This is a genomic window from uncultured Lawsonella sp. (assembly GCF_947252745.1).
Taxonomy (GTDB): Bacteria; Actinomycetota; Actinomycetes; order Mycobacteriales; family Mycobacteriaceae; genus Lawsonella.
In genome coordinates this window covers 14,279-35,101 of sequence record NZ_CAMXWW010000007.1, presented here as the reverse complement: position 1 = coordinate 35,101, position 20,823 = coordinate 14,279, and the positions used below count along the sequence as shown (strand labels likewise).

Annotated in this window: 16 protein-coding genes and 1 tRNA gene; 10 read left to right on the top strand and 7 right to left on the bottom strand. The window is 57.2% G+C overall.

Going from position 1 to position 20,823, the window contains the following annotated elements:
- The first annotated feature begins 34 nt into the window (after nucleotides 1-34).
- From pgi to Q0X28_RS06965, 4 genes are read left to right on the top strand one after another with little or no spacing between them, the layout of a single operon-like run.
- Entirely contained in the window at nucleotides 35-1,762 is a 1,728-nt protein-coding gene (gene pgi, locus Q0X28_RS06980; RefSeq protein ID WP_298577242.1) for a glucose-6-phosphate isomerase, read from the top strand.
- Between the two features lie 57 nt (nucleotides 1,763-1,819).
- Nucleotides 1,820-2,575: a 3'(2'),5'-bisphosphate nucleotidase CysQ gene (locus tag Q0X28_RS06975; RefSeq protein ID WP_298577241.1), complete on the top strand. Its 756-nt coding sequence runs from the start codon at nucleotides 1,820-1,822 to the stop codon at nucleotides 2,573-2,575.
- The gene (locus Q0X28_RS06970) at nucleotides 2,572-3,369 is read left to right on the top strand and encodes a thymidylate synthase (RefSeq protein WP_296239804.1); all 798 of its coding nucleotides are present in this window, start codon (nucleotides 2,572-2,574) and stop codon (nucleotides 3,367-3,369) included. The genes Q0X28_RS06975 and Q0X28_RS06970 overlap by 4 nt, the downstream gene beginning before the upstream one ends.
- Before the next feature lie 2 nt (nucleotides 3,370-3,371).
- A complete protein-coding gene (locus tag Q0X28_RS06965; protein WP_298577238.1) occupies nucleotides 3,372-3,884 on the top strand; it encodes a dihydrofolate reductase in 513 nt (170 codons plus the stop codon).
- Here Q0X28_RS06965 and cobF read toward each other — a convergent pair.
- Complete coding sequence (cobF, locus tag Q0X28_RS06960; RefSeq protein WP_367270677.1) at nucleotides 3,857-4,591, bottom strand: precorrin-6A synthase (deacetylating); 735 nt, start codon at nucleotides 4,589-4,591, stop codon at nucleotides 3,857-3,859. The genes Q0X28_RS06965 and cobF overlap by 28 nt on opposite strands.
- 494 nt (nucleotides 4,592-5,085) lie before the next feature.
- Between cobF and Q0X28_RS06955 the strand changes: the two genes are divergently transcribed.
- The 3 genes from Q0X28_RS06955 (at nucleotide 5,086) to Q0X28_RS06945 (ending at nucleotide 8,215) form a co-directional block, all read left to right on the top strand.
- Complete coding sequence (locus Q0X28_RS06955; protein WP_296239800.1) at nucleotides 5,086-5,805, top strand: MspA family porin; 720 nt, start codon at nucleotides 5,086-5,088, stop codon at nucleotides 5,803-5,805.
- 110 nt (nucleotides 5,806-5,915) lie between these two features.
- Nucleotides 5,916-7,220, top strand: coding sequence for an MspA family porin (locus tag Q0X28_RS06950; RefSeq protein ID WP_298577234.1), 1,305 nt, complete (start codon nucleotides 5,916-5,918; stop codon nucleotides 7,218-7,220).
- On the top strand, nucleotides 7,217-8,215 hold the full coding sequence (locus tag Q0X28_RS06945; protein ID WP_296239747.1) for an MspA family porin: 999 nt from the start codon (nucleotides 7,217-7,219) through the stop codon (nucleotides 8,213-8,215). Before Q0X28_RS06950 ends, Q0X28_RS06945 begins: the two co-directional genes overlap by 4 nt.
- Nucleotides 8,216-8,368: 153 nt before the next feature.
- Here Q0X28_RS06945 and Q0X28_RS06940 read toward each other — a convergent pair whose 3' ends face one another.
- The 3 genes from Q0X28_RS06940 to Q0X28_RS06930 all read right to left on the bottom strand — a co-directional run bounded on the left by Q0X28_RS06940 (nucleotide 8,369) and on the right by Q0X28_RS06930 (nucleotide 11,722).
- On the bottom strand, nucleotides 8,369-8,926 hold the full coding sequence (locus tag Q0X28_RS06940; protein WP_296239746.1) for a suppressor of fused domain protein: 558 nt from the start codon (nucleotides 8,924-8,926) through the stop codon (nucleotides 8,369-8,371).
- Between the two features lie 70 nt (nucleotides 8,927-8,996).
- A tRNA-Arg gene (locus Q0X28_RS06935) sits at nucleotides 8,997-9,069 on the bottom strand.
- Between the two features lie 58 nt (nucleotides 9,070-9,127).
- Nucleotides 9,128-11,722, bottom strand: coding sequence for an HAD-IC family P-type ATPase (locus Q0X28_RS06930; protein ID WP_298577282.1), 2,595 nt, complete (start codon nucleotides 11,720-11,722; stop codon nucleotides 9,128-9,130).
- Nucleotides 11,723-11,911: 189 nt separating this feature from the next.
- Here Q0X28_RS06930 and Q0X28_RS06925 point away from each other — a divergent pair, with 189 nt between their 5' ends.
- Nucleotides 11,912-13,534: a threonine/serine exporter ThrE family protein gene (locus Q0X28_RS06925; RefSeq protein WP_296239744.1), complete on the top strand. Its 1,623-nt coding sequence runs from the start codon at nucleotides 11,912-11,914 to the stop codon at nucleotides 13,532-13,534.
- A gap of 223 nt (nucleotides 13,535-13,757) precedes the next feature.
- Here the strand turns inward: Q0X28_RS06925 and Q0X28_RS06920 are convergent, their stop codons facing one another.
- Both Q0X28_RS06920 and Q0X28_RS06915 read right to left on the bottom strand, forming a co-directional pair.
- Complete coding sequence (locus Q0X28_RS06920) at nucleotides 13,758-14,558, bottom strand: enoyl-CoA hydratase (protein ID WP_296239742.1); 801 nt, start codon at nucleotides 14,556-14,558, stop codon at nucleotides 13,758-13,760.
- Between the two features lie 99 nt (nucleotides 14,559-14,657).
- Entirely contained in the window at nucleotides 14,658-15,509 is an 852-nt protein-coding gene (locus tag Q0X28_RS06915) for an aldo/keto reductase (protein WP_296239740.1), read from the bottom strand.
- A gap of 145 nt (nucleotides 15,510-15,654) precedes the next feature.
- Here Q0X28_RS06915 and Q0X28_RS06910 point away from each other — a divergent pair, with 145 nt between their 5' ends.
- Both Q0X28_RS06910 and Q0X28_RS06905 read left to right on the top strand, forming a co-directional pair.
- Nucleotides 15,655-17,145: an alpha-amylase family glycosyl hydrolase gene (locus Q0X28_RS06910; protein ID WP_298577231.1), complete on the top strand. Its 1,491-nt coding sequence runs from the start codon at nucleotides 15,655-15,657 to the stop codon at nucleotides 17,143-17,145.
- Between the two features lie 83 nt (nucleotides 17,146-17,228).
- Nucleotides 17,229-18,965: an alpha/beta fold hydrolase gene (locus Q0X28_RS06905; protein ID WP_296239737.1), complete on the top strand. Its 1,737-nt coding sequence runs from the start codon at nucleotides 17,229-17,231 to the stop codon at nucleotides 18,963-18,965.
- Nucleotides 18,966-19,483: 518 nt separating this feature from the next.
- Here the strand turns inward: Q0X28_RS06905 and Q0X28_RS06900 are convergent.
- Entirely contained in the window at nucleotides 19,484-20,761 is a 1,278-nt protein-coding gene (locus Q0X28_RS06900) for a citrate synthase (RefSeq protein ID WP_298577280.1), read from the bottom strand.
- Between the last annotated feature and the right edge of the window lie 62 nt (nucleotides 20,762-20,823).

Below are 20,823 nucleotides of genomic sequence, written 5' to 3'. Positions count from 1 at the left end.
AGCAAACGTTCAGCACGTAATGGAGAGATAAGCAATGACCGGTGCATCCCCAGTCGACATCACTACCACTCCCGCGTGGAATGACCTGCTCGGACATTTCGCCGCTGTGAAAGACCTCCACCTCCGTGACATCTTCCAAGCTGACCCACAGCGTGGTACTGAACTGACCTACCAGATCGGTGACCTCACCTTCGACCTCTCGAAGAACCGCATCACCCGTGAGACCCTCGATAAACTCGTCGCCGTTGCCGAAGCCGCCAACATTCCCGCCAAGCGCGACGCAATGTTCTCCGGCGAGCACATCAACTGCACCGAGGATCGCGCTGTCCTACACACCGCGTTACGCCTTCCCCGCGATGCGGAACTCATCGTTGATGGCCGCAATATCGTGGCCGACGTCCACGAAGTTCTCGACCGTATGCATAGCTTCACCGATTCCCTCCGCAACAAGGAGTGGAATGGTTACACTGGCAAGAACATCACCACCGTCGTCAACATCGGTATCGGCGGTTCGGACCTTGGCCCCGTCATGGTTGACCTGGCACTGCGCCACTACCAAGATGCCGGCATCTCCGCCCGCTACGTCTCCAACATCGACCCTACCGATCTGATCGCCAAAACCGCCGACCTCAACCCCGAAGAAACCCTCTTCATTGTCGCTTCCAAGACGTTCACCACCCAGGAGACCATGACCAACGCTGCCGCCGCTCGCCGCTGGCTGATGAATGGCCTGGCTGAGATCACCGGTGCAGAGGTGGACGAAGACGCCATCGCTAAGCACTTTGTGGCTGTCTCAACCAATGCCAAAAAGGTCGCAGACTTCGGCATTGATACCGCCAACATGTTCGGATTCTGGGATTGGGTTGGCGGACGCTACTCGGTCGATTCTGCGATTGGCCTGTCCGTCATGACCGTTGTCGGCTATGACAATTTCCTCCGCTTCCTCGACGGCTTCCATACCATGGATGAGCACTTCCGCACTGCTCCACTGGCTGAGAACGTACCCGTGCTGATGGGTCTCCTAGGTATCTGGTACTCCGACTCCCAGCTCTTCAACGCGGATGCAAAGGCTGTCCTTCCGTACGTCCAGGACCTCAGCCGCTTCCCCGCTTACTTGCAACAGCTCACCATGGAATCGAACGGGAAGTCCGTACGTACAGATGGCAGCCCCGTCACGACGTCCACTGGAGAGATCTACTGGGGAGAACCCGGTACCAATGGTCAACACGCCTTCTACCAGTTGCTCCACCAAGGCACCCGCTTGGTCCCCACCGACTTCATCGCTGTCGCCCAGCCGCTGGACGATCTGCCCACCGCAGACGGCACCGGCTCTATGCACGACCTGCTGATGAGCAACTTCTTCGCCCAGACCAAGGTGCTAGCCTTCGGCAAGACCGCTGCCGAGATCGCCGCCGAAGGAACGCCAGAAGAACTCGTCAACCACAAGGTCATGCCGGGTAACCGCCCTTCGACCTCCATCCTCGCTACACGCCTCACGCCCGAAGTCGTCGGCTCCCTCATCGCCCTCTACGAGCACATCGTTTTTGTACAGGGCATGATCTACGGCGTCAACCCCTACGACCAGTGGGGTGTTGAACTCGGCAAGAAACAGGCTGGCGACCTACTCACCTTCATCACCGGTGATGCTGCTCTCCCTAGTGAGGTACCCGGCGACGCTGGTACCAGCCCCACCGGTGTGGATTCCTCCACGGCTGCCCTCATCTCCCGCTACCGTTCCCTCCGTGCTGACGCACCGAAGTAACCTCGTCCACCCACTATTCTCACTACACTGGGAACCAAGCTACTGAAGGAATTAGCAATGAGTCTCAAACTTGACGACGTAACCCTCGCCCATCGCATTGCCGCTGGTGCCGGCGCCATTCTCAAGGGGATCCGCTCCGGTGGCCTGCTGCGTGGGCATGAACTCGGGACAGCAGGTGATGAACTCGCCCAACGCTGGATCGCCTCCGTACTAGCCAATCACCGTCCCGACGACGGTATGCTTTCCGAAGAGGCTCCAGATGAGGTGGAAGAGCGTCTGTCCAAGGATCGAGTGTGGATCATTGACCCGCTCGATGGCACCCGCGAGTTCTCCACCGGTCGTCTGGACTGGGCCGTGCACATCTCTCTGGTTGAAAACGGCGTCCCGGTAGTAGCTGCCGTCGCTATGCCCGACCTCAACCGCGTCTGGCACACCGCTAACGTGCACGCCGTAACGGGCCCCTACTCCAAGAAGATCGTCATTTCCCGCACTCGCCCACCGGCTTGTGCAGATTATGTGGCAGAAGCTCTCGGTTACGAACTGCATCCGATGGGTTCAGCAGGCGCTAAAGGCATGTCCGTACTCCTGGGCGACGCTGATGCCTACATTCACTCCGGCGGACAGTACGAATGGGATTCCTGCGCCCCCGTGGGAGTGGCGCTTGCTGCTGGCCTGCACTGCTCCCGTCTCGATGGCTCTCCGCTGGTCTACAACCAGGAAGATACCTACCTCCCCGATCTGTTGATCTGCCGTAAGGAGATCGCGGGGGACATTCTTAAAGCTGTCGCTGAATTCGAGGCTAAGAATAAATGATCAACGCGCCCTATGAGGACCTGCTCCGCGAGGTACTCGACCACGGCATGCCAAAAGCGGACCGAACTGGCACCGGTACGCGGAGTGTCTTCGGGGCGCAATTGCGCTACCACCTAGACGATGGCTTCCCGCTTATTACGACCAAGCGGGTCCATATGAAATCCATTGTCTACGAACTGTTATGGTTCCTACAGGGCAACACTAACGTGCACTGGTTGCAAGAGCACGGCGTCTCCATCTGGGATGAGTGGGCAGACGAAAACGGCGACCTAGGGCCAGTTTATGGCGCCCAGTGGCGTTCCTGGCCCACCCCCACCGGGGAAACCCTCGACCAGATCAGCTCCGCACTTGAACTGCTGCGTACCGACCCGGACTCACGCCGCAATATTGTGTCTGCGTGGAACGTCTCGGAGCTGCCGAAGATGGCCCTCTACCCCTGCCATACTCTCTTCCAGTTCTATGTCGCAGACGATAAGCTCAGCTGCCAGCTCTACCAACGCTCGGCTGACCTCTTTCTGGGTGTGCCTTTTAACATCGCCAGCTATTCCCTGCTCACGCACATGATGGCGCAGCAGGCAGAACTGGGCGTGGGAGACTTCATCTGGACAGGCGGGGACTGCCACATCTACAACAACCATGTGGAGCAGGTGACGGAACAGCTCTCCCGAGACCCCTACCCCTACCCCACGCTCGAGCTGCGCAAAGCGGACAGTATTTTCGACTACCAGTATGACGACGTCCACATTGTCGGGTACCAGCATCATCCCGCCATTAAGGCCCCGGTGGCGGTGTAGGAATGATTGGACTTATCTGGGCACAGTCTATTGATGGGTGGATTGGCCGTGACGGGACGATGCCCTGGCATATTCCGGAAGATTTGGCACATTTCAAACACATCACCAACGCAGATCCCGTCGTTATGGGGCGAGTAACCTGGGATTCTCTCAATCCCCGCTTCCGCCCACTACCTGGCCGTCCTAACATCGTGTTGACGCGTGACCCGGAGTGGGACGCCCTTGGTACCCAGGTGGTGCACTCTCCGCTTGAAGCACTAGAAACCGCAGAAGAGTTAGCCAATGAGGGCGACTTCTGGGTTATTGGGGGGTCGCATATCTACCGCGAGTTTATGCCGATTGCTCACCGCTGCGAAGTGACTGAACTTGATCTCACTGTGGCAGGTGCGGACACTGCCGCGCCACGGCTCGACCCCGAGATCTGGCAGGAGATTGCTGCTACACAGTGGGAACGTTCCACCAGTGGCGTGCGTTATCGCTTCCTCACCTACGACCGGATTTTCCTCAGCAAATAGGTATCCATGACCCAGCCATTGCGGTCGTGCAGCTCTTTTTTCAGCGCTGCGATCTCCGGGCCCACGTCTGCTACGTAGCCTTCCCGCAATACTTCATTCTCCGCGCGTAGGTACGCACCCCAGTAAATGTAGGTATCCGGCGTGGCGACCTCCAAATAGGCATCGCGACCGTCAAGCATGACGAAAACATTTTCGCGCTGCATCGGAGCGAGCGAAGAGAGCTTTCGTCCGGTGGTGATGGTGATAGTGCCACCAATATCGTTGGCTACTAACCCAAAAGCCGCTGTGAGTGAATGGACAGCGGAGACACCGGGAATCACTCTAATACGTGTTTCGTCCTCCATGGCACGCACAATACGAAGAGTGGAGTCGTAGAGGCTGGGATCTCCCCACACCAGAAACCCCACTCTGCCACCTTCTGGAAGAGCCTGCTGGAGGGCCTCGCTGATGAGATCGGCGCGTGCTTGGTGCCACCGTTTGACCTCTTCTTGATAGTCCACCGGGTGGCGGTCACGTGGAGGGTCGTGGAGCTCTAGAACAGTGGCAGTGACACTGTGCCGACTTAGCAGAGCCCGCCGGAATGCACGCATATCTGCTGTGGCAGAGCCTTTGTCAAGGAAAACAACAAGATCTAACTGGCGCATTTCAGTGATCGCGGAGAGAGTAATATCCTCCGCCCCACCAGTTCCAATGCCTATAACGCTCACGTGGTACACACCTTGAGTGTACTAGAGCTCCTTTGGTCAATAGACACGCCGGTGTGTTAAATGTCACAAACTGCCATAAAAGAAATTGTTCACACTCGGACGACCAATTTTGGCAAGTTCTCAAGAGTTATACATACCACCACAGCTCAACCTCTCCAATAAGCATCGGCATCGAATATCGACCAATTCATTCCGGTAATTATCTCAATAATTCTTAAATACCGGAGTTATGTCACATTAAAATCATCCAACAGCAGAAATGCGCCGGGGACCGAATAAACCGGATAATGACCATTAGGTAAATACTGAGTGAATGACCAAAACGACCGTATTACAGTGCTTTTACCGGGAGAATCCGATGGAAACAAGCGTCGTCAAATAAGCTTTTTTATTCCAACTGTGACCGTCTTGTTCCAGTTTTGTCATCAACTAAGATGAGTGTTTACTTAGAATTGAACATTCGCTCCACCCGTTCTTCTCCCCAAGGAGTATCCATGAAGCTTCGCCGTTTGACGGCCTCCGCACTGGCCACAATGACCTTTTTCGGCGCATCCTTCTCCACGGCTAACGCCGTCCCGATCCACAAGGCTGGATCCAATTACACCACCACTACTGAAGACGGTCTCACCCTCAATGTGACGCGCTCCCACGAAAAGTTCGAGCTGCAGCTTCCCGACAATCTGTCGATCCTCTCACACCAGACTTTCCTCGATACCAAGGGCATAGCCACCATCAAGGGCGCAACTGGCAAGTCCATCAAGGCTCACCTCATGATTGGCTACCAGCTCGGTTGCATGGTTGATGTCTCCGACGGCGCCACCTTCGAATTCGGCGCTCCCAAACTCACCGCCGGCGTGGAACTTGCGCAGGCCTTGAACGGTATGCCCTCCGTTAAGGGTGAAGGCAGTGCAGACGGTGGCGGAGCTGAAATCAGTGGCGTTGGCGCCACCACCACGCTCACCCCGAAGGCGGGACTCGAAGTGCCGCTTGGCCCGGACGTTAAGTTCACCCTCAAGCCCGGCCAGATCATCACCTTCCTAGTGGCAGAAAAAGACGTCAAGGGCAACAAGGGTGCCCTCCGCTACGTCGGTGAGCCCATCAACGTTGACGGTTGCCTCGGCTTTGCCTCTGTGCGGTCCTTCATCACCCTGTGGACCAAGGCCCCCATCGAGGATTCCAAGATCACCACGTGGGGTAAGGTCACCCGCTTCTAAAAGCCAGCGGATACGGCCAGCTCAGTTGCTCCGTCCTCTGCCTATCAGTGTCCCGATAGGGAGAGGACAGCTGGCCGTTTCCGCGTCCCCCCTCGCTTGATTGGACGACCATGCTGCAACGCTCTTCCATTTCTTTGCTCCTCGCTGCCAGTCTCCTCAGCGCTAGCGTGGCCACTACTCCTTTCGCCTTCGCTGCCCCCTCGGCAAACGATCCGGGTGCCACCCTTCGCCAAAAAGTAGATAACGCCGTAAAGGACTCCCGCACCAGCTACTCCGTCCCCGACGTGGAACGCACCGTCATCACTGAAGATGGTGAAAAAGTAACTCTCGCAAAGAATAACGAGCACATCTACCGCACCGCACCGTTGAACCGGAACCTCCTCACCCACGAAGCCCGTGTAAGCCTCCAAGGGCTTGCCAAGGTGACGGGTTCGTCGAAGCGATCTGTTCACACGCTCACCGTGGGATACCTCATGGGTTGCCAGATCGACGCCTCCGAGCCAGCCAAGCTCGAGGTGTCCTTCCCCATGCAAATCCAGCTACCATCTCCGCGGATCGGCACCGAACAGGACCTCAGTGCCCCAGATTTCGAGCAGAATCGGAAGTCTCTTGGCGTTACTCTACTGCGCCCTAAGCTGTGGTTTGGCTATGTGGCAGGTGTGAGCCTTGCTGACAAGATTTCCTACAACGTCAATATCAAGCCTGGACGCATCGCAAAGGTTCCGCTGGCGAGCTTCTCCTTCCGCGGAAACCGCACCAGTTGGGCTGATCTACGTGATGTCCACATGTTTATTGACGGATGCCCCGGCAACGTCTCCCTCCGCTCCTACGTGGAGTATCTCGACGGCGCTATTAGCCCTCGGCATTACCCCACCCCCAGCTCCGAGACGAAAAACGGTGCGAAGCTGCTTAACCCCAACAAGGTGAAAAAACCCAAGAAGGCCCGTTTCTCCGAACAAACTGACCCGCTGAAGCGGGTGACGCAAAGCAAGATTCGTCTCCCACGTCTCAATCCCGACCAGTCCGTCAGCCTTCCCAAGAAGAAGAATAAGCGCGGTTCCAAGGATAAGTACCCAGTTGCCCTCACCCCTCGGGAGAAGGCACAGCAGGAGGCGTACCGCGATCTCGCCCGCAAGATGGCGGAAGTTGGTAATCCCTCCGCCGCGTCGCTGGACCGCCCCTATGGGAAGCACAATCCAGACACCGTGGAAGGTCTGAAATTCACGATTCATGGTGCGGTGCGCTGGATGTCAACCATCCTGCCGCAAACGGATCTCGCCACCGATGCCCGCAATCGCGAAAAAGTGGTGCGCGAGAAGTGGCAACCCGTCCAGGACTACGCCAAGCGCTTCGTTAACACCCTCGCTAGCATCTTCATCCCTCTCGGCATTCCGTCCCCTAAAGGCCTGCTATGACCATCTCAACTCATCCCCGACACACCATGCGGCACACCGTCCGCAGTGTCGCGGCACTCGCAACCACCATCGGAGTTGCTCTCACGACGGTACCGGTCGCCGCTGCCGCACCAGTCACCCCCACAGCGGGAGCCCTGGCAGCCCGCGGTACCGGCACTCCTGACCTCGAACCGCTTCTCCCCACCTTCCTGCAACGCCACATCAGCTTTGCCACGGAGCAGCGCACCTACGTCAACCCCGAAAAAGGCAAGGTCCAAACCACGATCCGCCGGAGTGGACTGACCAACTCCTCGGCTCTCTTCGGACTCGACCGTAATGGTGACGTCACACTCGAAGTGCGTACCCGAGTGGATCCGTCCTATCGAGTCGCATACTTCTACGCGGGTGTACAGTACGGCTGTTTCGGCGGAGTGGGCGACCCTAAAGTTAAAACCTCCATCGACGCCAATACCACCGTTAGTGTGAACGGCAAGTGGAAGACCCACGCTACCACCTACCCCATTAGCCAGTTTTTGCAGCAGTCGGTTCGCACCGCTATCAAGGGTGCCATCGCCGGCGCTGAGTGCAGTGCAGGAACCGGAGCGAGTGCTGGAGCGGGCGCTGCAACTTGTGCAGAGGTAGCGAAATTCTTGGCCACGGAAGTACCCCGAGAAGTCTTTGCCACCCTCGAACTGGGACGCATCATCACGAACACCGGTACCTCTGAAAAGGGAGTATCTGCTAAGCCAAAGGTTGTTCCTACTTTCTCCGCTAGCGTCTATCCTGGCCAGACCAGTGTGGTACCGTTCTACTTCCTCCGCTACAGCCCCGGTTGGAACACTGTGCGAGTGACCAACATGAACCTGCAGGGCTCGGGCTGTGTGGGTCCTGCCTACATCCGCCCGTTTGTCGTCACACTGGGCCAGACAAAGAGCGGTAACTACGTCAACTACCAGCTCATTGGTCAGTCCTACCCCTTCTACCCCAATAAGCTTTTCCGTATGAGCGAACGCTAGTTCCTCGTACGGACGGAGTGGGAGCATGCTCCGCTCTCAAGACGCTCCACACTCCGTGCTACTGTCCCGGTTACGCTACAATCGCTCGTGTAACCGGGACAGTTTTCTTTCAGCGAGCCACCATGACCGCGTGATGACGGCACACGTAGCGTCTTAACAGCAGGACAAGCGACCCCAGTCTGCGGGATCAATGTCGAAGCGCCGAAACAGTTTCTTTTCGAACTCCTGCCAGCCCTCCGACATAATGAACTTTTCCTCACTCGGACCAATGGGGAAAAGCCACACCATTGCCACCGGACCGTACTCCGTCTGACAGGTTGGAAACTCATCATCAAACATCCGCGGCATTGACGCGTACACAGCATGAACTCCCGCGTCGGGCGGCAAAGGCCCAATAACTTGCCCCCGCAGAACCGGAGTAGCCGTGGTGTCAATAGCCTCAGCCACGGCCCCTATGACCCGCTCTGCCTCAAACCTATCCTGCGGATCACACAGAGTAAAAAGCTCCAACCGCAGTTTATGGCGCGTTTGCGGAGACACGAGGGGAACAAAACTCAACCCCACAGACCACACCGCAGAAAGACGCTGCGCCTTGAACGCTACTGGCATGCGGGACGCCAACCGCGCAGGAACCTCCGAGAACACCACAGTCCAATGCGCATGGCGAGACCCCGGCACGGAACCGCGAATACGGCCAAGCCGCTCTTCCATGTGAGCAATGACTGTTGGCTCCAAACCTTTAACCTCTCGTCCTGGCGTGCGCCGGTACGGGATGTGTACGTGCCCCAGATAGGATTCGAACCTACGACACCTTCTTTAGGAGAGAAGTGCTCTATCCCCTGAGCTACTGGGGCCCAGTCGATACCTACTTTAATAGACGATGCGGGAAGTCTGGTATCGACGAGCCGACAGCTAACTAGCTGACCGTTTCCGTGCCGCCTCCGCCATTTTTGCTTCCTGCTGCTCCGCTTCGAAGGGTGCCCGGGTACGAGCCCAGACGAAACGCCGCTCCCCCTTCACAGCTCCCGTCACCCACCAAAGGATCTCCACGAGAACTGCACCGCACAGGCCTGCCAACAAGCCCCACTGCATCAGCACACCATTGCTGGCATCGAGGAAGAACAACTTTGCTGTGAACGGCCACAAGAAGATCACCGGATACATGGCGGCCGACAGTACCACCAGCAGAATCTTCCACCAGCGCAGCGGCCGCGCCACAACACACAACACCCACGTGGCTGTCACAATCAACGCCGCCAGCGTCGCTGTGGAGATCTGCGTCTGCAAGGCATCAGAAATGCCAGATCCGTCTTCGCCATAGACATGCCGAAGCACCATATACGTCACGAATGACACCACACTAATGATGACACCGGAAGGAACAGCAAGGCGAAGCACCCGCTGGACAAAATGGTCTTTCGCGCGCGCGGAATTCGGGGCCAACGACAACAAGAACGCCGGAATACCGATGGTGAACCAGCCCGTGATAGTGACGTGGATCGGCTGGAAAGGGAACGGCACCTGAGCAAACACCACAAGTAGCGCCAACATCACGGAATAGACCGTCTTCGTGAGGAAGAGATGAGCAACACGTTCGATGTTGCCAATCACCCGGCGTCCCTCTCCCACTACCGACGGCAACGTAGCGAAACGATTATCCAACAGCACAATCTGGGCCACAGATCGGGCAGCAGACGATCCCGCCCCCATCGCCACCCCAATATCGGCACGCTTCAAGGCCAAAACGTCATTCACTCCGTCACCCGTCATCGCGACCGTGTGGCCGTTATGTTGCAACGCTCCAACCATGGAGCGCTTCTGCTCAGGAGTCACCCGACCAAACACCGTATGGTTCTCCACGTCGTCGGCGAACTCCCCTGCCGCAGTCGACACGGTTCTCTCCTGCTGGTGGATACGTTGTGCAAACGCGTCCTCGGGGAGCTTCGGAAGTTTCCGGGCATCGAGCGGTGCGTCCGCCCCCACCATATTGAGTTCACTGGCAACTGCTCCCACCGAAGTGGCATTGTCGCCAGACACGACCTTCACGTCCACCCCCTCATCGTGGAAATAGGCCAGCGTATCGGCAGCATCTGGTCGCACAGACTGCTGCATCAGGACCAATGCCAGCGGCGTTACGGTTCCCGCTTCCACAAACTCCTCTGCGGGAGTGTGCGCCAGCTCGTCCACCGGTGTGTCCGACCGTGCCAGCAGCAACACACGCAAGCCGGTCGAGCCCGCCTCATCTGCAGTAGCGGCGGCAGAGGAATCTGGGGCTGCCAACACATCCGGTGCACCGAGCATCCACTCCCCATTCTCTCCGAAGCCCATCGCCGACCACTTTTTGTCGGAAGAGAAGGGGACGACAGCGGTGTGCTCCCAGTCCTCCCCGCCAGCAGGGACATCATCACGGTCCGAGGTAGCCCACTCGGCAATGGCCTTCATGGAATCATTGGGGTAATCATCAGAGGCTGCCATGGCTGCCAGCGCCTGCCGCGCCGTCTGAGCCAAGGTCTCATCCTTGGCCGCATCCCCCAGCAGAGTCACCTCTTTCAACTCCATGGAGTTATTGGTCAACGTGCCGGTCTTATCCGTGCACACCACATCAACCCGGGCAAGCCCCTCAATAGCCGGAAGCTCCTGCACCAAACACTGCTTCTGCCCCAGCCGAATGACACCCACGAAGAAGGCAATAGAGGTCATCAGCACCAGGCCCTCTGGCACCATCGGAACGAGTGCTGCCACCATCGACAGAACCGCCTCTTTCCACGGCTTATCCGTTTGGAAAAGCTGTGTGTAGATCGTGGCAATTCCGGTGGGCACCAACAACCACGTAATGACCCGCAGGATCTTGTTAATGCCGGTCATCAACTGAGAATTCGTCAAACTAAACTGGGATGCCTCAGCGGCCAACTTAGCGGCGTAAGCTTCCGTTCCCACCTTTGTTGCCTGGTACAGGCCGCTGCCAGCTACCACGAAACTACCGGACAAAACGACATCACCCGCCTCTTTATGCACAGGGTCGTTTTCTCCCGTCAGGAGAGACTCATCAACATCCAGTGCCTGTGCCGTGATCACCTCGCCATCGACGAGGATCTGCTCCCCCGCCGAGAGAACAATGAGATCACCCTGCACCAAATCTGTCGCTGGAATCGCGGTGTCCTGTGAGCCATTCTCCCCCTGCCTCCGAACCGTCGGCTTCGCCTGCCCCACGATAGAAAGCTTGTCCAGCATCCGCTTGGCGCGAATCTCCTGAATAATACCGATTCCCGAGTTAGCAATAATGAGGAGTCCGAATGCCGCATTAATAATGGAGCCAGTACTCCACACGATAAGGAAAAGCACACCCAGCATGGCGTTAATACGCGTGAAGACGTTGGCGCGAATAATCTCGCCCACGCTCCTCCCGGCGCGAACCTGGTGGTCGTTACCGTTGCCAGCTGCCCGGATCTCGCTGACCTGAGCCTCCGTTAATCCTTCTGCTGACGTATAGTCAGCTTCATCGGAGATTGTGGCGAGTGCGGCGGCGGCAAACTTCTCTTCAGCCACCCGGGGCTCCTTCCTTCCCAAACATGCGGGGAGCTCGGAATTGGAGGGTCGTCTCAGCGATTCTCTAGTGATTTCAGACTAATTGATTTCTACCAATGATGACGGGTCCCTAAAATTCACTTTTAGCGTCCCAACAGTCATAATGGCTTTGTGACTAGTGATGATCCTGCGCAAAACAAGACTCCCGAAGACCTCCCCGAGACATCCGCTGTAATTGCCGAAACAGTGCACAATGCAGTTGAAGATGCTGTAGCGGAAACCGTCGCCGAGCCGGTGCAAGCACGGCAAGAGATCGACGACCCCTCTACTCTGGCTGAGCGCACCACTACTGTTATTCGCCTCGGTTCTCTCCTGCTCGCAGCGGGTACCGGCGGCTATCGCGTCAAGCGCGCCATGCAGCGTGCCGCCTTCGCCTTGGGTATCGACCGTTTCGACGCCTCCGTGACGCTCACCAACATTACGGCAACCGCCTATACCAAGGACGACTACCGGACGCTGGTCAGTGAAGCCCCCGCAATCGGCGTCAACGCTTCCCGCATCGAGGCTCTCGAGAGTATTTCCCGAGACATCTCGCACGGCATTAGTAACGCAGATCTGAACTCTCGCATCGACCATGTTGTTAAGTGGGTGAAGCCACGCTACGGGTTGTGGGTCAATGCCCTCGCCTCTGGTTTCGCCTGTGCGGCGTTCGCCGTACTCAACAAGTTCCCGCCGGAAGCACTACTCTTTGTCCTGTTGGGGGCAACCTTCGGCCAAATGACACGCCGCGTCCTCGGGCACCGTGGCTGGAACCAACTGGGTGTTGCCGCCCTGGCTGGCGTAGTTGCCTCCGTCATCTACCTCCTGTGCGTTTCTATCACTGCCGAAATTGTTCCCGGGTTCATCTACAACTCGGCTAACGCCGGATATGCTCCGGTGAGTGCCGGCTTCGTGGCCTCAGTACTCTTTCTTATTCCCGGCTTCCCCATGTTCACCAGCCTCTTGGACCTGGCGAAACTCGACTTCAACTCCGGTATCCAGCGTTTCACCTACATGTTGACACTCCTGGCTGCCGCTACCAGCTCGGTGTGGATTGTCACCCTGGCGACCGGTCTGCAACCACTCCCCCAGATCGGTAACCCCTACCAGGTTCGCTTCGGCGTCGAGTGGTGGCCGCTCTTCGTATGGGTCGCCTCCTTTATCGGTATTGCCGGCTTCGCCGTGCTCTTCAACTGCTCCCGCCGGATGGCACTGCTGTCTTCGGTGACGGGCGCTACCGCTAACCTGCTGAAGTTCATCCTCGTCGACCAAAGCATCGTAGGTCTGAATCTGCCGACCCAGACGGGTGCATTTATCGCGGCTCTCTTCATTGGTCTGGTTGCCGCAATCATCGCTCCTTCTATGCGGATTCCGCGTATTACGATGTCCGTCCCCAGTTCCGTCATCATGATTCCGGGTGCGTCCATGTACCGCTTCATCTACTTCCTCAATGTCGGTGACCTCGGCTTGGCAGCCCGCAACCTGATGGATGCTGGTTTGGTAGTTATTGCTATTGGTGCGGGCCTCGCTATCGCTCGTATGGTGACGGACCCCGAGTGGTTGTACGACCGTCGTCACCCGCGATTCCACCGCGGACACCTCATCGGACGCACACAACGTGCCATCCTGGGCATACAGGCTGCCCGGCGCGCCGCCAAGAAGGCCATTCGGGAGGCCGCCCGCCACGACGCACACCGTATCGAGCGGGAGCAGACTGGCCCTACCCAGCATGCGGTCTCAAAGTTCCAGGATTAGCACCCTCCTGCCAGCCACCCTGTCCACTCGTTCAGGTCACTGTTCTCTCTCGCCAGGTAGGTGTGAAAGCTCGACAGATGTGGCGATAAACAGAAGGAGCCACCCAATTGGGTGGCTCCTTCTGTTTACGCAAATATCGTGCGCAGAGTCGGTACCTCAGTGTGGACGTGCACTGGACATAGGGAGCCGAACGTGCGGAAAGCCAGGTATGCCGGGGAGCGCTCTAGATGCCACGGAAGCGGGGGCGGCGTCCTTCTGTGAAGGCACGGCGTGCTTCCTTCAGGTCTTCACTAATCCATGCGGTTTTGGCTGCGGCCGCTTGCATGGGGGTGGGCTGTTGTTGGGCGAGGTCATTATTAAAGACGAGCTTGAGGTGGTGCAGGGTGAGCGGTGCGTAGGTGGCAATCTCCTGGGCCCAGGCGAGGGCGTCATCAACGTTGCCCATCTTATTCACCAGACCGTGTGCCGCAGCTTCCTTCACATGGAAGGGGTCGCCCGTGTAGAGAATGGTGCGGGCAAAACCGCCCCCCACCAATGACTCCAGCCGGCGGACAGTCCAGTTATCCAGCGCAAAGCCCATCTTCGCCACGGGCAGCGCAAAGAAAGCTTCATCGTCCGCAACTCGCAGGTCGCAGGCCATGGCAAGCTGTGCACCGGCACCAATGGCTGCACCATTCACGTAGGCGATGATGATAAGCTTCGAGCGCTCAATCGTGCGCAGCATGGCGACGTTCTGATTTGCGAATCCCGAGGAGAACACACCACCGGTGAGGTCCGCTCCAGCGCAGAACACTTCGCCCGTGCCCGTGATAACAAGGCTGCGGCAGCCTTCATGCTCGACTCGCTCAACGGCCAGCTGAATACCACGGCATAGTTCTGCATTGAGCGCGTTACGCCGTTCGGGGTTGCGCAGGGTCATCTTGGCGATGCGGGCATTGCTAAAGATCTCGACCAGAATAGGGCGGTTTTCAGCATCGGGGTTCACGACTTCGCCGTCGATGCGGAACTCAACTGTAGTGTCCACGAGTGAGATACCTCTCTTCGTCCCACCCACTTGGCTCAGTCGCTGAGGAAGAGACTCAACCCCGGGGCGGGAGACAGTGTCTGTTGTCTTTACTTCAGTCTACAGATCCCCGTTGAACTCGTCTGGGTCCTTACTCATTCTGCCGTCAGCTCGATCCAGATTCGTTATAGAGGCGAGCTCTTCTTCGTCCATCCAGAAGTCAAGCACGTCGAAATTCTCCTCCATACGCTCCCGGTGGGTGGTCTTCGGGATGACAAGCGTTCCCATCTGCAGGTGCCAGCGCAGCACAATCTGTGCCGGTGTCTTGCCGTATTTCTCGGCAAGCGAGGTAATAGCATCGGCATCGAGGCCTTCACCGCGCGCCAGCGGGCTCCAGGCTTGGGTACGAACGCTGAAGTAACTGTTACATTCACGCATATCTGCCTGGGAGAAACCGGGGTGGAGTTCAATCTGGTTGAGGACCGGCACAACTCCCGTCTCGGAAATAATGCGTTTCAGCGTTGGCGCAGTGAAGTTGGAAACCCCAATGCTACGGAGCTCATTTGTGTCCCGGAGAGAGATCATCTCTTCCCACGTTTCGACGTATTTGTCGACAGCTGGCTGAGGCCAGTGGATGAGGTAGAGATCCACATACTCAAGTCCCAAGCGCTCAAGGGAGGCGTGGAAGGCATCCGCCGTCTTCTCTTTGCCATGGTCGGTGTTCCAGAGTTTGGTGGTGACATAAATTTCGTCACGAGGAATCCCGGACTCGCGAATTGCGCGGCCGACGCCTTCTTCATTGCCGTAGAGCGCAGCCGTGTCAATGAGTCGATAGCCTACTTCGAGGGCTTCCGAGACAACTCGGTAGGCATCATCTTCGGGAACTTTGTAGACGCCAAAACCAAGCTGGGGAATGCAGGTTTGGTCATTGAGAATAACCTGGGGAACTGGGGCAGAGCGATGTGGAGACATAGTTAAATCCTAGCGCTCTCAGTGTCTTTACTGTCTTTACTCTCGAAAAGAAACTCGTTTTACGTATCCTATAAACATGCAGTTGACGTCCTCGCGTACACCCCGTTTCAGCAGGTTAGGGCTAGCATTCATAGTGACTTCCACCGTGACCATAGCGGTTATGCTCGCCTCCCTTATTATCTCGTTCGCGTACAGCGAACAGACGCTACCAGGGAACCTGGTACAGCAGAGGGCTGCGAACCGTCAACACACGACTACTACTCCCCGCGAGCGTGCTTTCCGTGACGTGGGGCTGCAAATGTTTCAGTGGCCATGGAACGATATCGCGCACGAATGCCGAACCTCACTCGGCACGATGGGTATTCGCCGGGTTCTTATTAGTCCACCACATGAGAACCTCAATATCCCCACCTGGACGAGCTCCTACGCACCCGTCAGCTACCGGTTGGACTCCAAACTAGGGACCCAGGACGAGCTTCGCCGGATGGTGGAAACCTGCCATGCACATGGGGTGGACATTATCGCTGACGCCGTGATGAATCACATGGCGCCCGCCATTCCACCCTTCCGCGGTATCGCTGGCAGTACGTTCCATCGCTACTCCTATCCAGGTATCTACACCTCGGCAGACTTTCATCATTGCCAGCTAACCCGCGACGGAGTACTTCACACCTATTTCGATCGTGGGCAAGTACAGCAGTGTGACGCCCTCGGGCTACCGGATCTCGACACCGGTTCTCCCCATGTCCAGCAGGTTCTTCACACCTACCTCCGTGACCTGCTCAGTGTAGGGGTTGATGGCTTTCGAATTGACGCAGCTAAACACATTTCTGCCGCAGATATCGCCGGCATTCTTTCGGTCGTACCCGCCGACAAGTTTGTGGTGCAGGAAGTCATAATTGGTCTGGACGAACCCATCCATCCGCAGGAGTATTTCCGGAATGGCCGTGTTTTCGACTTCGCCTTCGCCGGAGTAGCGAAAGATGCTCTCCACTACGGGGACCTTGCCGGCCTGTTTTCGGCGGGAGCTGAGCAAGGGCTACTTCCCCCCTCTCAAGCAGTACCTATCGTCACCAACCACGATTTTGAGCGAGACGTTAACCTCCTCACCTACCGAGATGGCTGGGCTTACCATTTCACAACTCTCCTGATGCTGGCTACTCAGCACGGTAGCCCCTTCCTGTACAGCGGCTATGCATTTGATTCTCGCGACCAGCCCGCCCCTTCGACACCTGCAGGGCTCGTCGCCACTCCCCGTTGCGCTCCCAACCTCTTGCGTCCACAGGTGGGGCAGTTCCTCTGCGTACAGCGTCATGCTGCCTACCGCACCATGGTGGAATGGCGCTATCGGGCGATGAGCGGCACTCTTCAGCCGCGCCACAACCACACATCCGATATCCCGGTGTTGGCTACCGCGCGCATTATCTGGCGTCAGCCGGGGGTCGTTGCACTAATGCGCAATGGCCTCCTGTTTGTCGCTAATTGGTCCGGGCATTCAGTGAAGATTCCTCTTTCCCCAGGTCAAACGGACTCTACGAGCCTCATCTCTCTCCATGCGGGTAGAGTGGAGCTTGATGATGCTTTGTTAACAGTTCCGCAGGGAGACATCGTGGTGAGTATGCGGACAGCTCACTAGTTGATGCCGGTTCCGCTATCTCCCTCCGTGTTTCCGACGGTGAATCGTAGAGACACCGCTACTTTCACAGAAGGGTGCGCACCATGGCTTTTCCACGTACACACCACAAAGTTCTTAGTCTGATGACGGGTACCGCACTAGCAGCAGGTCTGCTAACTTCTCCCGCCGCCGCGGTGGCACAAGCTGCTGAGCACCCCGGCGATGCTCTGCATTGGGGACCCTGCCCGAAGGACGTCCTCAACAATCCCGCCTATCACGTGCAGTGCACCACCTTTAAGGTGCCGTTGGACTACCGCAAGCCTGGCGACAAGAAGATCACCATCATGATGTCTCGTATCAAGGCCACCGGCCATTCTCGCGGCATCATCCTCAACAACCCGGGTGGTCCCGGCGGTTCTGCTCTCAACATGTGGAGCTGGATGGTTCCCACCGACGCCGGCCCGCTCCACAAGCATTTCGATCTCATCTCTGTGCAACCCCGTGGTTTGCAGCATGCAACTCCGCTGAAATCCTGTGTCGAGCCGACCGTACCGGAGATTGATTCTCCAAAGAGGGATGAAAAAAAGAACCCGCAGAAGGCTTTTGCGGGCGCTAAGGAAAAAGCCACCAAAGCTGTATCAAAGTTTCAACGGCTCGTCGGGAATGTTGATCCAAAGGACACTGCCACCAAAGCCAAGGAAAAGGCCCAGGCTGAGTATGAGCGCTGCGTGAAGGACTATCAGACCCTCTTTGACCAGGTCACTACGGAAAACACGGTACGTGACTTTGATATGGCACGCCAGTACCTGGGTGAACAGAAGATCAACTATTACGGTGCATCCTACGGCACGTGGCTCGGCGCAGTGTATGCGACCATCTTTCCGGAACACACCGGGCGCTTCGTCCTCGACTCTGCTGTTGACCCCTCTGGGATCTGGACCAATGACTTCGGTAACCAGGGTGACATGCAGCGGCGCCGTATGTACGAAATGTTTGACTTTATCGCCGCCCATGACGACCTTTACCACCTGGGAGACACTCCGCTGAAGGTCTACACCAAGTGGTACCGCATCATCGAAAAAGAGATGCATGGCCCTGGCACTCCACGTCTCAGTGCACCTCCTGCACAGATTGGCGACGTGCCCCCAGAGTTTCGCCACAACGTCCAGCTCTACCTGAAGGGCTATAACCTGGCGCGCCCCGTTGCCGATCGTATTGAGCGCGCTATTCGCGCCTGGCAGGTTCCCAGCACTAAGCAGGAGCACAATCTGTGGGAGCTCACTGGCGCCGCCTTCGTGAGCCGCTCGGTTTGGCCCGTGGTGGCTGCCTACATGCAGAAACCTCGCCCGAAGCCGCTGACGAAGGAAGAGAAGGACGAGCAAGTTATTTCTGCAAACGTGTTCATGGCTGTCACGTGCAATGAGGATGCTGTTAAACCGAGCCCAGCAAACTTACCGGCGACTGTCGCTGCTTACTTCTCGGGTGAGGACTTCTTTACGTTGAAGAACCTCATCGTTACCTCTGGGATGATGTGTCCGGGTATTGCGCCGACCACTACGCCTGTCCAGGTCACGGGTGAGTATCTCACAATTCGTCCAGTGGTGCTGCAGTCGGTGTACGACACACAGACTCCTTACTCGGGTGGCGTCAAGATGGCCAATGCCATGAACGCCTACTTTGTGAAGACGGAGGGTGGCGACCATGGTGTCTATGTACGCCACAACCCTGCCGCGTGGAAACTGGTCAATGACTATTACCTCAAAGATCCAGTGGTGACGCGGACCTCCCTTCCGTATGCGACTGTCGAGAAGATGGTGGTGAAGCTGGACACACAGAAGTAGCGCCCACCTATTTTCTAGACTGGCTTGTACGGCATACGGGGGCAGAGACCATTCTCTCCCCTGACGACAGATAAGACATCACAACAGTGCGAGGCGAACCGTCGTGGTTCGCCTCGCACTGTCTTGTTCGGGTGGCGCTGAGTTCACTTATTACGCCATGACCCTATAAGGCCCTACTTATGGCAGTCGCAGGTGCAATCGGGGCCGCACTCGTTCTTGCCGCAGTGTCCTTCTGCGCAGCAGGTGCAGTCATCGGTGCAGGTGCAATCGGGGCCGCAGCCGCAATCAGCCATGTTCTTGTCCTTTGTTTGTCCTCTGCTTATCCTTACGCGACACATTATTATGTGCGCACATGTTAATGCTACCGTACACAGCGCGAAGTCGACCACTGTGGCAAGATAAACAGAGAAGGTCAGCCTCAGGGCCGACCTTCTCTGTTTAGCGTTATCTACCAGGACAAACAGGCCCCCTCTGAGGAGACACTGGCACGCACTGTAGTAACTCCCGCCCGAGTGGTCTTATTGACGATCCTCCAGCGGGACGTAAGCACGTTCCGTCTCCCCCTTGTACACCTGGCGCGGACGACCGATCTTGTTACGAGGATCGCTATTCTGCTCGCGCCACTGGGCAATCCATCCAGGCAGGCGACCGAAGGCAAAGAGCGGTGTGAACATCTGGGTCGGGAATCCCATCGCCCGATAGATCAAACCGGTATAGAAGTCGACATTCGGGTAGAGGCGACGCTCAACGAAGTAGTCATCAGCTAGCGCTTTCTCCTCCAACGCCAGTGCAATATCGAGAAGCTCATCGCCACCCAACATATCGATGACACGGTGAGCGTGCTTCTTCACGATGGCTGCCCGCGGGTCGTAGTTCTTGTAAACACGGTGACCGAAGCCCATCAGACGAACGCCGTCTTCCTTGTTCTTCACCCGCTCCATATAGTCATGCGCGTCGCCGCCGTCATCGCGAATCTTCTCCAGCATCTCCAGCACAGCCTGGTTAGCGCCACCGTGCAGCGGACCGTACAGGGCATTAATACCAGCGGCGATGGAGACAAAAAGGTTCGCCTGCGAGGATCCAACCATGCGCACCGTCGACGTTGAGCAGTTTTGCTCGTGGTCTGCGTGCAGGATGAGAAGCACCTCCATAGTGTGGACCAGCTCGGGATCCAACTCGTATTCCTGGGAGGGAGACCCGAACATCATCCGCAGGAAGTTCTCGACCAGGGTGTACTCGTGGCGGGGGTACATCGGAGCCATGCCATGCAGATGACGGTAGATGTCCGCAGTGAGCATCGGTACCTGCCCCATGAGGACACGGGTGGCCTTCTCCACCTGCTCCGGATCGTGGGGATCCAAACAATCCTGGTTATAGCAGGACAGTAGGTTGACGGCAGCGGACATAGACGGCATCGGATGGCCCCACCGCGGAATTGCCTCATAGAGCTTACGGAAGTCCCAATCGAGTTCCGTGTTGTATTTGATGCTCATACGGAAGTCTTCCAGTTCCGCAAAATCTGGAAGGTGGCCATGAATAAGCAGGTAGGCCACTTCCATGAAGGTGGCCTTCTCTGCTAACTCTTCAATGGGGTAACCGCGGTATCGGAGGATGCCCTTGTCACCGTCGATGTAGGTGATGCGCGACTCGCACGAACCGGTATTGACATAACCGTTGTCGAGGGTGATCATCCCCGTCTTGTTAAGAAGAGCTCCTAATTGGACGCCGTCGTAACCCTCGGTTGCGTGCACAATAGGCAGGTCGATATCGCCATCTGGGAGAAGCAACTTGGCCATATCGTTAGGGTTCTGCTCCTGACTCACACGCTTTCCTTTCGTTCTGCGGCTCGGGAGTCCGG

What these genes read in the sequence shown, in the direction of transcription:
- pgi (WP_298577242.1), top strand. Translation starts at nt 35, where the DNA reads ATGACCGGTGCATCCCCAGTCGACATCACTACCACTCCCGCGTGGAAT.
- Q0X28_RS06975 (WP_298577241.1), top strand. Translation starts at nt 1,820, where the DNA reads ATGAGTCTCAAACTTGACGACGTAACCCTCGCCCATCGCATTGCCGCT.
- Q0X28_RS06970 (WP_296239804.1), top strand. Translation starts at nt 2,572, where the DNA reads ATGATCAACGCGCCCTATGAGGACCTGCTCCGCGAGGTACTCGACCAC.
- Q0X28_RS06965 (WP_298577238.1), top strand. Translation starts at nt 3,372, where the DNA reads ATGATTGGACTTATCTGGGCACAGTCTATTGATGGGTGGATTGGCCGT.
- Q0X28_RS06955 (WP_296239800.1), top strand. Translation starts at nt 5,086, where the DNA reads ATGAAGCTTCGCCGTTTGACGGCCTCCGCACTGGCCACAATGACCTTT.
- Q0X28_RS06950 (WP_298577234.1), top strand. Translation starts at nt 5,916, where the DNA reads ATGCTGCAACGCTCTTCCATTTCTTTGCTCCTCGCTGCCAGTCTCCTC.
- Q0X28_RS06945 (WP_296239747.1), top strand. Translation starts at nt 7,217, where the DNA reads ATGACCATCTCAACTCATCCCCGACACACCATGCGGCACACCGTCCGC.
- Q0X28_RS06940 (WP_296239746.1), bottom strand. Translation starts at nt 8,926, where the DNA reads ATGGAAGAGCGGCTTGGCCGTATTCGCGGTTCCGTGCCGGGGTCTCGC.
- Q0X28_RS06915 (WP_296239740.1), bottom strand. Translation starts at nt 15,509, where the DNA reads ATGTCTCCACATCGCTCTGCCCCAGTTCCCCAGGTTATTCTCAATGAC.
- Q0X28_RS06905 (WP_296239737.1), top strand. Translation starts at nt 17,229, where the DNA reads ATGGCTTTTCCACGTACACACCACAAAGTTCTTAGTCTGATGACGGGT.
- Q0X28_RS06900 (WP_298577280.1), bottom strand. Translation starts at nt 20,761, where the DNA reads ATGGCCAAGTTGCTTCTCCCAGATGGCGATATCGACCTGCCTATTGTG.